Origin of the sequence: Rhodococcus sp. SORGH_AS_0301, from assembly GCF_030818285.1 — a bacterium.
In the GTDB taxonomy this organism is placed as follows: domain Bacteria; phylum Actinomycetota; class Actinomycetes; order Mycobacteriales; family Mycobacteriaceae; genus Rhodococcoides.
Window position 1 is genome coordinate 2,523,864 of record NZ_JAUTAC010000002.1, and the last position, 12,587, is coordinate 2,536,450.

Genomic DNA, 12,587 nt, shown 5'->3' on the forward strand with positions numbered 1-12,587 from the left:
TCGGCACGGGCTCCACCTCAGGGTACCCTCACCCGATGTCCTCGGCATCGAAGGTCGCTCGCGGCAAGGCCAAGAAGAAGTGCTGCCGCAGCAAGACTCGCTGTCTGACGTGTCCGGTGGTGATCATGCGGATGAAGAAACTGGAACAAGCAGGTGTCACGGGCAAGGACCTGAAGAAGGGTCTGAAGAAAGCCCGCGCGGCCTGACTACAGCAGCGCCGCGAGATCCGGCAGCCACGCGGCGTCCGCCGGCACCAGATCGACTCCGTGCAGATCCGCCGCGTCGACCCAGCGGAGGGCTTCGTGCTCGAGCGCCGTCGCCGTCCCGGAGAACCGTGTGACCGCGTAGGCGCGCAGTGTCAGCGACGCCGAGAGTGCGACGTCGACACCGACGGGCTCGCCGACGGTCACCACGATACCCAGTTCCTCGCGCAGTTCCCGGACCAGTGCGTCCTCGGGGGTCTCGCCGGGGTCGACCTTGCCGCCGGGCAGTTCCCAGAGTCCCGCCAGTTCCGGTGGGAAGGCGCGACGCGCGAGCAGCAGGCGCCCGTTCTCGACGAGGGCGCCCGCGACCACCAGCGCGGGCTCGGGAACTGGCACCATCGCAGTATGGCCGACTTGCTGAACGACACGGAGATCGACGACGCACTCACACGCCTGACCGACTGGCAGCGAGACGGGGACACCCTGGTCCGCACCGTCGAGTCGGCGAGCTTCCTCAAGGCGATCGACCTCGTCCGGCGCGTCGCGGAGGAGGCAGAATCGGCGGACCATCATCCGGACATCGACGTCCGATGGCGGTCGGTGACCTACCGGCTGTCGACGCACTCCGCGGGTGGACTCACCGGGAAGGACGTCCTGCTCGCGGCCGCGATCGACCGCCTGGCGAGGTGACGCGGCGGCCCACCACCGCGATCCAGACGAACAGTGCCAGGGTGCCGACGGCGTAGACCGATCCCGCCAGAGCGAGTGGCCACGGGCGCGAGATGTCCCAGATGGACGGTTGTTCGAAGCTGAGGATCCACGGCACGCCGATCAGGGTGACCACGAGCCAGTACCCCGCGAGCACGCGCGCTCCCGGCGCACCCGACAACGGACCGTGCATCAGCCAGATCGACATGGGCACCACCCAGACCCAGTGGTGGGACCAGGAGATCGGCGAGATCATCAGGCCCACGAACGAGACGACGACGAGCGTCCCCAGGCGATCGTCGCGTGCCAGCGTCCGCCAGGCCAGGAATGCCGCGGCCAGCACCACGGCCGCCGCGACCAGCCACACCGGCCCCTGGCCGACGTCCTGCCCGGCCACGCGTGACAGCGCTCCGCGCAGGGACTGGTTCCACACCGAGCCGACGGGACCGATCCGGTCCGCGTCGCCCAGCAGGGTGGTGAAGTACGTCGTCGCGGCGGACCCCACGAGCAGGAAGCTGATCGCGACCGTCGCCGCGAACGCGACGGCGGAGAACGCGGCGGCCGCCCACCGACGCTGCGCCAGGAAGTAGAGGCCGGTGATGGCGGGGGTGAGCTTGACGCCTGCCGCGACGCCGACCAGGGCACCCGACAGCCACCAGCGGGCGCTGCGGGCCGCGAGCATCGCCAGCAGAACCAGGAACACGTTGACCTGGCCGTAGTCCAGGGTGGTGCGCATCGACTCGGTCCACAGGCCCACCGTCGTCCAGAGCAACGCCGCCCGGTGTCCGGACCAGAGGCCCGACCCGACCATGCCCTGTGCGAGCCGGACCACCGCGTACAGCGCGGCGATCGTGGCGATCATCCAGGCAGCGCCCACCACCGGGAACGGCAGGAAATGCAGCGGATAGAACACGAGCGCGGCGAACGGTGGGTACGTGAAGGGCAGGGGGAAGTCGGGAGTCTCCTCCGAGTAGGTGAAGTCGTAGAGGTCGCCGCTGAACAGGCGGGCCGAACCGTCGACGTACACGTGGAGATCGACCCAGTTGCTGCCGTTGGGGGTGGCGACGGTCCACACCACACGCAGGATCAGCGAGATCACGAACAGGGCCGGTGCTGCTGCCAGCAACGTGCGCCCGGCCGATCGCCGTACTTCACTCACGAGTGTTCTTCCGATCGACGGGGGTCGAAGCCAGAGCGCAGCCTATCCGCACCGTGCGACGTGACTCTTCTGCACCACGGGGCCGCCGCGTTGTCACGCGACACGGCTCACAGCAGTAACGATCGCATCACTGTTCACTCTGGCAACACCAGACACTCTATTAACAGACTACCGTTCGAATCGGAGCGAGCGACACGGGTCGATCGACCGGTGAGCTGCTGTACAACCGTCACTCCGTGTACATAGAGTGACCCCGCGCCCGACTGCCTCGCACGGCGGTGACGGGCAGATAGTGCATCGTGGGTCGCCTCGGAACGGTTCGAGGCGGCCGGAGGAGAAACGGGGACATCATGCGGGACATCGGGACAACGGGAACGCGCGTCGCAGCGCGACGTGTTCTGAGCGGAGTGGCCGTCGCCGCCGCCTGCGCCTTCGTCGCACCCGCTGCGGCGGGCGCAGCACCCGCCCCAGTCCTGCCGCTGCCCGCCGAGGTTCCGGTGATGCCGGGCTACGAGGCACTGGCCGCCCTGGCCCCCACCCTGCTCGACGCCGCGGAGCGCGACGCAGCGTCGCCGCAGAGCGATCTGTTGGTGCGCGCGAAGGCGCTGCTGGCCACGGCCCCGCTGTCGGACCAGGCGAAACGCATCCTCACCAGCATCATCACGTTCCTCGACGGCAGCGGTGGTGGCGGCCCCGAGATCCCCCAGAACGGCCCGGTCATCTCGCAGTTCTTCTACCCCACCGTCGGCAAGGGCTGCATCTCGGCCACGGCCGACTCCGTCGCGAGCGCGCTCGCGGTACCCGGCCCGGCACAGTTGCCGCCTCCCGGACCCGCAGCCGGTCAGGCCGGCTTCGTCTTCACGGCACTCGGCACCGCACCGCTCGCCGACGTGCAGGCAGCGCCGCTGACGGCGAACTGGGTCAACGTCGACACGGGTCGCACCGGAGCGACCGTGCTCACGGGTGCCGCGGGGATCAACCCCGACGGCCCGGCCACGCTCTCGGCACTCGCGGACACCGGGACCGGTCGCGTCCTGGCCGCCGTCTCCGGGTCGATCAGCACCGAGGCCGGCATCACGTGCAGCTTCCTGCCGACCATCGGTGCCTTCGTCGTCTGACGATCGGGACGAGAACGGTGTTCAGGAACCGAACGCGGTCGAGATCTGGGTGTAGATCGCTCCGGCGATCGCGTACAGGTAGTCGATGAACTCCACGATGGTGCCTCTCCGTAGGTGTGACTGCTGTGACAGGTGTGTCGTGAGAGGCCGCCGCCGCGTTACGCGGACAGGCTCCACTGCCCGTAGTCCTCGCGCAGCACGGTGTTGACGTCCACACCCACTCCGTCGATCGCTCGCTTGTCGATCTCGATCTGATGCAGGTGGGCAGCCGGGTTCACGTAGCCCTTCGGCGTCCCCCAGTTGTGCTGCCAGTACCAGGCACCGAGTCCCGCTGCCGCCGCGAGGTCGATGGTCGGCGAGTTGGCGTACACGCCCGTGTTCTCGGCCCCGACCACCGACTGCCAGCCGAGCAGGTACGGCGCGATCATCGCGGCGAACTCGACCGCGGTCGGGTTGTCGTCGATCGACGCGTAGATGGGCCGGTCCGCCGGTCCGCCTGCCTCCGTGTGCAATTCGAGGCCGCGCGTCGCGTGCTTCACGCCGGCGGCGAATCCGCCACGCCAGTCGGCCGTCGCCCCCTTGCCGAACTGGTAGCACGACACCACCTGGAGACCGGCCGCGGTGAGCTCGTCCGCCTCGGCGGCGGTCATCGGCTTGCCCGTCATCCAGGACGCACCGGGTCGACGGTCCGAGACGTAGCGGATGGCGCCCAGATGGCCGGCGGCGGCGATGGCGGAGGCAGACGGCACTCCCCCGGCGTAGTCGACGATCGTGCCCAACGCTGCGGGTGCTGAGGGCGCGGCAGAGGCGACGCCACGAGCGGCGACACCGGTGACCCCGACCGCGACGGAACCGGCGGCGGCATAGCGGAACAATTGACGACGCGACACGTGCACTGGGGTCTACCTCTCGATTCGCCCGGCGCGCCTTCCTCGACATAACGCCCCGGGCTGGTAACTTCTCACGATTTCCGGCGCTATTGCACCACAGACCTCAGGGACCCCGCTAGTCCCGTGAGTCCCCTCGTCCCCAGCGATCAGTACCATTGCGTCCAGAACCGCGTGAGCACGCCGCCGCTCTGGGCCCACCCCGCGGGGACGCCGGACAGCTCGTACAGGGAGTACACCGCGTCGAAGAAGACGCGGTTGACCTGCGGCACGAACAGCAGGGCCACCACGATGAGAACCCCGTAGGGCCCGATCTGCGCGAACGACCGCCGCGCACCGGGCGACAGGTAGGGCTCGATCGCCCCGAAACCGTCCAGGCCCGGCATCGGGATCAGGTTCAGCACGACGGCGACCACCTGCAGGAAGGCGAGGAAGCTCATGCCGAACCAGAAGGAGGCGTGCTCGCTGCCCGGTGCCCACACCGCGACGATCGCCAGAAGGATCACCGCGAGAACGAGATTGGCGAACGGGCCGGCCAGGGACACCGTCGTCCGCTGCCGCCTGGTCATACCGCTGGTGTTCAGCCACACGGCGCCGCCCGGCAGACCGATCCCGCCCAGCGCGACGAAGATCAGCGGCAGCACGATCGACAGTCCGGGCACCGTGTACTTCAGGGGGTTCAGCGTGAGATAGCCGCGCGCGGCGGTGTCGTGATCACCGAAGCGCCAGGCCGTCACCGCGTGGGCGAACTCGTGGAGACACAGGGACACAACCCATCCACCGATGACGAGGACGAAGACACCGGCGTACGACAGGACGTCGCCCGGCCTGGTCGAGTTCCAGGCCAGAACACCGCCGATCACGGCGACGGCGACGACCGCGAGGAAGACGGGGCTGGGTCGTACCGACGTGGACAGTGCCATGTCAGCAGCGTAGGCGGGTCACCTGAGCGCTTCCCGCACTCGATCGACGGCCTCCCGCAGGCAGTCGGTGTACGCGTCGGCGTCCATGACGTCGTCGCTCGTCACGATCGAGAGGGTCACCACGTCGCCGATGCCGTGCACTCCGTGCGTGACGCCGACCGTCGGCGAGAGGGCCGGGAACCCGGCGCTCAGCACGACGGGCCGACCGCTCAGCGTGAGGTCGGCGACGCCTCGGTTCACACTGGAGACCACCGTGTGACCCGCCACCGTCGTCGGCGCCACCGACAGGTCGGCGCGGTCGACGTCGCGCCGGACGATCACCGCGGGAACGGTCTCCGTCGCGCGATCGCCGACCCCGAACGCGGGGTGTTCCAGCCGTCTTCGCCGATCTTGCAGGGAGTCGTCGATCGCCCGCGCCCGCGCGCGGAGATCCTGCACGGACGGGTGCAGATCCACCCCCGCGTTGTGAAAAGCATTGGCAGCAGCGGTGGTTCGACTCTCCCCCGGTATGGCGATCATGACCTCGGCCCCGAGGTCGTCCGGAACCGGCTCGCCCAGGGACGCGAGATGCCGACTCATCGCGTCCGACACCACGACGAGCGCGGCCACGGTGACACTGACGGTGTCGGTGCGGAGGTCCGACGCCGGGCACACCACGCACCGGATGCGGGTGGTCCCGCCTGCCGGGCGGGACAACAGCGTCGGCGCTCGGGGAAGCGGCGGGCCGGGGATGACGCCGGCCGCCGTGTCGGCCGTGCGCCGACGATCGGCCACCACCGCCTCACGTGCCCGACGCACCATGCCGATCACCCGCGCGGGAAGCTCGACGGCACCACGCGCGACCGCGAGGGGCGCCGACACCACCACCGTGCGCACCGCCGCTGACAGCTCGTCCGACAGCAACGCGCGAGCCAGCGCCGACACCCGCCCGCCGTCCCCGAGAGCGTGCGCGATCTGCAGGACGAGCACCGTCGCCGACCCCGTCGTGCCGGGCACCCCGTCGACGCACGGGTACAGATGCACGCGCCACGGCTCGCGGCGCGGCTCGACCTGATCCCCGAAGGTCTCCGCCACCCGGTCGAGGCAGTCCTGCCACATCCCGCCGGCGTGGACGCGGACCCGGTCGCGGGTCACCTCCGTGGGCACCCAGTAGGGGTAGTCGGCCGTCCACCGCGTCTCGCGCAGACGGACCGACAGCCCGCCCACCGCCCGCGCCCGACGCACGAGTGCCGTGGCGACGGCGTCCGGGTCGTCGAGCACACCGTCGAACGCGTAGAGCAGGAACTGGTCGCTCGGCAGGCGCCGCGACAGCCAGTACATGCGGGCGTCGGTGGCCGTGAGCCGACCGGTCACGTCAACGGTCCTGCTGCTCCGCCTGCAACTTCAGCGCGGCGAGTCCCTTCTCGAAGTCCCTGCCGATGAACCTGTCCATCGGCACGATCCTGCCGACGAGACGCGCGACGAGGTTCTGCTGTCCCGTCATTCGCCACGTCACCTCGGTGCCGCTTCCTGCCGGCGACAGCAGGAAGACAGTCACGTTCGTGGCCTTGAACGGTTTCGTGAACAGCAGATCGAGCACGACACGATCGTCCGTCGAATCCACGATGGTCATCGACCCGGCACCGGCCTTGCGATTACCCGACCAGGCGTAGGACGCCCCGACCCCGGACTCCGAGCCGCTGTAGGTGCGGGACAGATCGGGGTCGCTGCCCTCCCACGGCGACCAGGACGTCCACCGGTGCAGATCGTCGAGGAAACCGTGCACGGTCGACGCCGGAGCGTCGACGAGGACGGAACGTTCGATCACGAACTCGTGGACCCTGTCGGTGGTCATGGGGTGATGGTAGGGCGCAGCAGTCAGTCGCGCCTGCACAGGCAGAAGAGGTGACCGACGGGATCCTGCAACACGCGGAAACCCGGGTGTTCGCCGTCGTCGTCCAGCACGCGGGCACCCTGCTCCACAGCGAAGGCCTGCGCCGCCTCCATGTCGTCGACCACGAGATCGAGGTGGATGCGGATGCCCTCCCGAGGCCAGTACAGCGGGACGAAGTCGGGCGCCTTCTGGAAGGCCAGACGCGAGCCGCCGGTGCCCTCGATCACGGTCCAGTCGGGATCGTCCTGCACCACCTTCCACCCCAGCAGAGCGGTGTAGAAACGCCCGAGCGCCACCGGATCGGGACAGTCGAGAACCGTGTAGTCCATGTCGATCGTGGGTCGTGTCATGTCCGAATTCTAGCCAGGCGTGCCGATGCCCGAGAGACTTCCCGCTTGTCGGTACCCGGTCAGGACAACCCATTCCGCACCCTCGCGCCACGGTGCCACCGACCAGGTGGAGAAGCGCTGCACGGCCGTGAAGCCGGCCTCCCGGACGTCTCGTTCGGCCCGGTCGGCGGTGTACTCGCGGTCCGTCGCGAACCCCAGGATCACCACCCCGCCCGGGACCACCGCGTCGTGCCAGCGCCGGAGCACCGTCGACTCGGTGCCCGGGGCGAGGAAGACCATGACGTTGCCGGCGGCCACGATCGCGTCGAACGACTGCGGCTCCAGATCCATGGTCGCCAGGTCGCCCTCCACCACCGTGATGCCGTGCTGTCGACACGCCTCCTCGACCAGGACCGAGTCGAGATCCACGGCGGTCACCGTGTGTCCGCGCCGCGCGAGTTCCGCGCCCAGTCGTCCGGTTCCGCATCCTGCGTCGAGGACACGCGCGGCTCGGGGCAGCACGGCGTCGACGAAGCGGGCCTCCCCGTGCATGTCCGCGCCCGACGCCTCCAGTTCCCGGAAGCGGGCGACGTAGGCGTGCGAGTCCTCGGCACTGCGCTCGGCCGACCACCGGGTAGCGGTCACCGGTCGAGGTAGAAGCGCGCGGTCTCGGTCGCCACGTCGGACACCGCGGACGCCAGCCCGGGCTCGAGATCCAGGGCATCGGCGAGTTCGCTGCCGCGCAGCCCCTGCGAGCGCAGCAGGTCCCAGGCCTTCTCCACCAGACGTACCGACGTCGCGTGGTCGAGTTCCGGCCGGTTCGAGCGCAGGGCCGTCGCCGCCCAGTCCGCGTCGAACGTGCCGTTGGGCGGACCGAACACCCGCTCCCCCGTTGAGTAGGGCTTCGGGTCGGTGCCACCGGCGTGTGTCATGCCCGTGACGCTATCCCCTGCCCGTAGCGGGCGCCGCGATGCTCGTCTTGTTCCCCGCCGACCAGGCGTAGGGCAGGTCATCGCCGTTGAGCACGTGAGCACCCACCGAGCGCAATTTGTAGAGCACCGGGTTGTGCACGGAGATGGTGCGCGCGTTGCGCCAGTGCCGGTCGAGGGCCAGGGTCTCCGACACGATCGATGCTCCGCCGACCTCGAACAACTGCGTCGTCGCGTCCAGCACGAGGTCGACGACCACGGCCTGGGCGTGCGACGTGCTCAGCTCGGCCCGGTCGAGCGATGCGTCGTCGCCCACCTCGACGGCGCTCTCGACGTCCGCGGCCGCCGACAGGACCAGGGCGCGGGAGGACCAGGCGGCAGCTTCGAGCCGCCCGATGAGCTGCTGCACCACCGGATCGTGTCGCGGCAGGTCGGCGGCGGCGTGGGTGTAGCTGCGGGTGCGGGCGCGGACCCACGCGGTGACGTCGTCGGCGGCGCGGCGCGCGATGCCGGCCAGGACCGCGAGCTGGACCAGCTGCAGGTACGACGTCGCGTACGTGCGTCCGGGTGCGCCGTACCCCGGTCCGAGCAGGCGCGACTCGTCGACGGCGACGTCGGTGAACGTGGTGGTGCCGCTGACGGTGAGCCGCTGCCCGAAGCCGTCCCAGTCGTCACGCTGCACGACGCCGGGAGCGTCCGAGTCGACGAGCACGGACACCCGCTCGCCGTCGAGGTCGGCAGCGACCAGGATGTGGTCGGAGTAGAGACTGCCCGTGCTGTAGAACTTCTCGCCGTTCAGACGCAGACCGTCCGGGCCGCGCGTGACCGTCGTGCGGTAGTGGTCCACCGCCCCGACACCCGGCTCGGTGATCGCGTTGCCGACGAGAGTGCCGTCGGCGATCGCCCGCAGCCACGCGTCGCGGTCGGGTCCCGGTTCTGCCGCCACCTGGTCCTCGACGAAGCTCCAGTGCACGCGCAGCGCCTGCGGCAGATTCGACTCGGCGGCCGCGAGATCGACCAGCAGCGAGAACAACTGCGTCACCGAGGCGCCGTAGCCACCGTGCTCGACCGGCACGCGCAGTGCGCCGAAGCCGGCCTCGCGCAGCAGCGCGATCTCGTCGTGGGCGAGCCGTCTGTCCTTCTCGCGGGCCACCGCGCCCTCGGCGATGCGGTCGAAGACGGGCTGGAAGCGGGCGCGGAGGGCCTCGTCGGTCGCCGGGCCGTCGGTCACTCGGTCGTGTGTCGTCGTCACGGGAGACGAGACTGCACGTCGGCGCCGTCGGCCGACACCGTTGGACTCGAGGAGATTCTTGCCACGGCCGCTGCCCGAGGCAGTACGGTGACCCGAACGGGGGGAACCATGGCGCTGTCGCGCAGCATGAATCGACTGATCGCGGGGCGGATCACATCGGAGATGGCGGCGGATCCACACGCGGCCATCCTGCCGACCCCCATCGCCGGCGACTCCTTCTTCGACACGCCTGATCACGACCTGTCACCGGGTGTCCTCGTGCGCCACCGCGATGCGACGGGATGGTTCCCGCGACCACGAACCCGCCTGCGCCAGTTCATGGTCGGCTCCACCGACGCTCTCGGTCGTTCGGTGCCCGTCACCGCCACGCTGATGGAACCGAGGAGGCCGTGGCGCGGGTCGGGTACCCGGCCCGTGGTCGTGCACAACGTCGCGATCGACTCGCTCGGCACCCGGTCGACACCGTCGTATCGCATCGTCCACGGCGTCGGCCAGGACTTCCCCACGGTGGTTCCGCTCTGGCTTCAGCGCGGGTACGCGGTGCTGATCCCGGACCATCAGGGACCGCGTATGGCCTACGCCGAGGGGACCATGGCAGGGCACGCCGTGCTCGACAGCATCCGCGGACTCGTCGCGCTCGACCCGTCCTACGCGACGAGCCCGACCGCCCTCTACGGCTACAGCGGCGGTGCCATCGCGACGGCCTGGGCCGCGCAACTGCACCCCTCCTACGCGCCCGAGCTCGTCCTGCGCGGCGCCGTGGCTGGAGGATCACCGGTCGACGTCGGCTTGCTGCGCGGGACCATGAACGGCACTCTCGGAGCCGGCCTCTTCGGGGCGGCGATCATCGGCATGGCTCGCGAACACCCAGCCCTGGTCGAGCAGTTCAGCCCCACCGGCATCGTTCTCGCGTCGATGATCAAGGACCTGTCCGTCGTCCCGCTGGCCTTGTCCGGGCTGGCGCGGTTGCGAGTGGAACGGCTGTCCGTGGACCCGGGCGTGTTCGAGTCCGCCACCGCGCGCGCCGTCATCGAGGCGAACACTCCGGGGGCGGACGCGCCCGTCGTACCCGTGGCGTTCTATCACGGTGCTGCGGTGCCCCGGTTCGCCGATCGGTGGATCCCCGAGCAGGGCGTCCTGAACCTGGTCGACGCGTGGCGCGGACGCGGCGCGGACGTGGAGTACCGGCCTGTGTTCGGCGACCACTTCGTGGGCGCGCTGTCCGGTCTGCCGTTCGCGATGCGGTGGATCGACGCGAGGTTCCGGGACGGCTAGCCGTCCACCACCCACCAGGCGGCGTACGGCGGGAGCCAGACGGTGTCGTCGTCGACCGACCCGACGCCCGTCAGCACCTCCCGCGGAGCGACGATTCCCGAGCGGCCGAGGACGGACACCGCCACCGGGCGGTGTGTGTCGCTCACGTTGAACAGGGCGACGAGTGTGCCGCTCGGGTGCCGACGGCGGACACCCAGCACTCCGTCGTCCAGATCGCCCAGAACGTCGACCGGCGCCTCGGCATGCAGCATGGGCAGATCCGACCGCACGCGGGCTATGTGCGCGATGCCGTCGAACACCCGCTGCGCGTCGGAGCCCTGCTCGTGGCGTCGCGCCCTGTCGGCGTCGGTCACGCGCGGTCGGTGCACCCACCGGTTGTCGTCCTCGTGGCCGGGTTCCGCCGCCCAGTCGGGATCACCCGGCGAGCCGATCTCGTCCCCGCTCCACACCACGGGGATCCCGCCCCAGACCGCGACGAGGGCGTGGGCGAGGAACAGCCGGGCGAACGCGCCGTCCGGATCCCGTCGCTCCGCACCGAGGCCCGAGAGCGCCGCCGCCGTCCCGCTGATCCGACGGTCGCCGGTGTCCGGATTGTGTTGGAACACCAGACCTTCCGCCCACGACTGCGGGAACTCTCCGGAATACCAGTCGGCGAGGAAGTGTCGGTGGCCGGCGCCGGACAGACCCATCGCGGCCGCGTCGCCGTCGTCGATCGCCCATCCGATGTCGTCGTGGCACCGCACGTACGTCACCCACGTCCCGCCCGGCGGAGTCGGTGGCAGTGTCGACAGGGCGTGGCGCGCCAGCTCGGTACTGCCCGAGGCCAGCATCGACCACACCTGGACCATGAGGCTGTTGTGGTAAGCGATGTCGGACACCCGACCGGTGTGCGATCCGGTTCCCAGGTAGGGCAACAGATCTCGTGGTCCGACGATCGCCTCGGCCTTGAACAACAGCGCAGGCGAGGCCATGCGCGCCGTCGCCCGCAGGATCTGCGTGATCGCGTGCACCTCGGGCTGATTCTGACAGTTGGTTCCCAGCCGCTTCCACAGGAAGGCGATGGCGTCGAGACGGACCACCTCGATGCCCAGGTTCGCGAGAGCGGCGACGATGTCGACGAACTCGACCAGCACCGCGGGATTGGCCCAGTTCAGATCCCACTGCCACTCGTTGAAGGTCGTCCAGACCCAGCCGTCGACGCCGTCGTCCCACGTGAAGTTCCCCGGTGCGAAGTCGGGGAACACCTCGGGCAGCGTGCGCTCGTAGGCGTCGGGCGTCGACCTATCGGGATGGATGTGGAAGTAGTCGCGGTGGACTGCGTCGCCCTGTTGCGCCAGTTCCGCCCACTCGTGTTCGCGAGCAACGTGATTGAGGACCAGGTCGATCACGGGACTGATCCCGCGCTCGCGCAGGGTGGTGGCGAGCGCCCGCAGATCGTCGACCGTCCCGAGGTCCTCCCGCACCGTGCGGTAATCCATGACCGCGTACCCGCCGTCGTTGTCGCCCGGACGCGGCGTGAGCAGCGGCATCAGGTGCAGGTAGGTGACACCGAGATCCGTCAGGTGGTCCAGCCGATCCGCCAGACCGGACAGAGTGTCACCGAAACGGTCGACGTAACAGGCGTACCCGAACATGGTGGGCTGCTGGAACCAGTCCGGCTCCAGCAGACGCCGCTCGTCGAGCCGGTGCAGCTCGTCGGGCCGGTCCGCGAACGCGTGTGCCGCGCGCTCGACGAGGGTGCGCGCCACCGCATCGGGCTCCGCGTACAGGGCGGTGACGGCCTCGTGGAGATCGGGCCACCAGCGCTCGACACGGAGAGTGAAGGTGTCCCGCCGGTGCGGCGGGAGCGGGGCGAGTGCCGCACCGATGATGTCGTGGATCGCGTCGGGTACGGCGGTGCGCGGCATGGTCGGGATTCTTCCACGCCCGGC

The 12,587-nt window shown here is 69.9% G+C and carries 15 protein-coding genes; 4 read left to right on the top strand and 11 right to left on the bottom strand.

The window, feature by feature from the left end; translation table 11 throughout:
- Positions 1-35: 35 nt before the first annotated feature.
- Entirely contained in the window at positions 36-206 is a 171-nt protein-coding gene (locus QE397_RS12405) for a hypothetical protein (protein ID WP_204866762.1), read from the top strand.
- On the opposite strand, the gene QE397_RS12410 is transcribed toward QE397_RS12405, so the two are convergent.
- Positions 207-599, bottom strand: a complete 393-nt coding sequence (locus tag QE397_RS12410; protein ID WP_307095043.1) for a (deoxy)nucleoside triphosphate pyrophosphohydrolase — start codon at positions 597-599, stop codon at positions 207-209. It abuts the gene before it with no gap.
- Positions 600-608: 9 nt separating this feature from the next.
- On the opposite strand from QE397_RS12410, the gene QE397_RS12415 reads away from it, so the two are divergent.
- Complete coding sequence (locus tag QE397_RS12415; protein WP_285188410.1) at positions 609-893, top strand: 4a-hydroxytetrahydrobiopterin dehydratase; 285 nt, start codon at positions 609-611, stop codon at positions 891-893.
- Here the strand turns inward: QE397_RS12415 and QE397_RS12420 are convergent.
- The gene (locus QE397_RS12420; protein WP_051612927.1) at positions 841-2,070 is read right to left on the bottom strand and encodes a mannosyltransferase; all 1,230 of its coding nucleotides are present in this window, start codon (positions 2,068-2,070) and stop codon (positions 841-843) included. The genes QE397_RS12415 and QE397_RS12420 overlap by 53 nt on opposite strands.
- Before the next feature lie 350 nt (positions 2,071-2,420).
- Between QE397_RS12420 and QE397_RS12425 the strand changes: the two genes are divergently transcribed.
- Positions 2,421-3,188, top strand: coding sequence for a hypothetical protein (locus QE397_RS12425; protein WP_222638176.1), 768 nt, complete (start codon positions 2,421-2,423; stop codon positions 3,186-3,188).
- A 158-nt stretch (positions 3,189-3,346) separates the two neighbouring features.
- Here QE397_RS12425 and QE397_RS12430 read toward each other — a convergent pair whose 3' ends face one another.
- The 8 genes from QE397_RS12430 to QE397_RS12465 all read right to left on the bottom strand — a co-directional run bounded on the left by QE397_RS12430 (position 3,347) and on the right by QE397_RS12465 (position 9,381).
- The gene (locus tag QE397_RS12430; RefSeq protein WP_307095047.1) at positions 3,347-4,084 is read right to left on the bottom strand and encodes a DUF1906 domain-containing protein; all 738 of its coding nucleotides are present in this window, start codon (positions 4,082-4,084) and stop codon (positions 3,347-3,349) included.
- Positions 4,085-4,224: 140 nt separating this feature from the next.
- On the bottom strand, positions 4,225-4,998 hold the full coding sequence (locus QE397_RS12435; RefSeq protein ID WP_027503891.1) for a site-2 protease family protein: 774 nt from the start codon (positions 4,996-4,998) through the stop codon (positions 4,225-4,227).
- An 18-nt stretch (positions 4,999-5,016) separates the two neighbouring features.
- Entirely contained in the window at positions 5,017-6,351 is a 1,335-nt protein-coding gene (locus tag QE397_RS12440) for a WS/DGAT domain-containing protein (protein ID WP_307095050.1), read from the bottom strand.
- A 1-nt stretch (position 6,352) separates the two neighbouring features.
- Positions 6,353-6,832, bottom strand: a complete 480-nt coding sequence (locus QE397_RS12445; protein WP_222638179.1) for an SRPBCC family protein — start codon at positions 6,830-6,832, stop codon at positions 6,353-6,355.
- 23 nt (positions 6,833-6,855) lie between these two features.
- Entirely contained in the window at positions 6,856-7,221 is a 366-nt protein-coding gene (locus tag QE397_RS12450) for a VOC family protein (protein ID WP_027503894.1), read from the bottom strand.
- Between the two features lie 9 nt (positions 7,222-7,230).
- Positions 7,231-7,845, bottom strand: a complete 615-nt coding sequence (locus tag QE397_RS12455; RefSeq protein ID WP_307095053.1) for a bifunctional 2-polyprenyl-6-hydroxyphenol methylase/3-demethylubiquinol 3-O-methyltransferase UbiG — start codon at positions 7,843-7,845, stop codon at positions 7,231-7,233.
- Complete coding sequence (locus QE397_RS12460) at positions 7,842-8,132, bottom strand: hypothetical protein (RefSeq protein WP_027503896.1); 291 nt, start codon at positions 8,130-8,132, stop codon at positions 7,842-7,844. The genes QE397_RS12455 and QE397_RS12460 overlap by 4 nt, the downstream gene beginning before the upstream one ends.
- Positions 8,133-8,142: 10 nt before the next feature.
- Positions 8,143-9,381 (bottom strand): acyl-CoA dehydrogenase family protein, encoded by a 1,239-nt coding sequence (locus QE397_RS12465; protein WP_051612928.1) that lies wholly within the window; start codon positions 9,379-9,381, stop codon positions 8,143-8,145.
- A gap of 108 nt (positions 9,382-9,489) precedes the next feature.
- Between QE397_RS12465 and QE397_RS12470 the strand changes: the two genes are divergently transcribed.
- The gene (locus QE397_RS12470; RefSeq protein ID WP_307095056.1) at positions 9,490-10,656 is read left to right on the top strand and encodes a lipase family protein; all 1,167 of its coding nucleotides are present in this window, start codon (positions 9,490-9,492) and stop codon (positions 10,654-10,656) included.
- On the opposite strand, the gene QE397_RS12475 is transcribed toward QE397_RS12470, so the two are convergent.
- Positions 10,653-12,563 (bottom strand): alpha-amylase family protein, encoded by a 1,911-nt coding sequence (locus QE397_RS12475; protein WP_051612929.1) that lies wholly within the window; start codon positions 12,561-12,563, stop codon positions 10,653-10,655. The two genes, QE397_RS12470 and QE397_RS12475, sit on opposite strands and share 4 nt — an antisense overlap.
- Between the last annotated feature and the right edge of the window lie 24 nt (positions 12,564-12,587).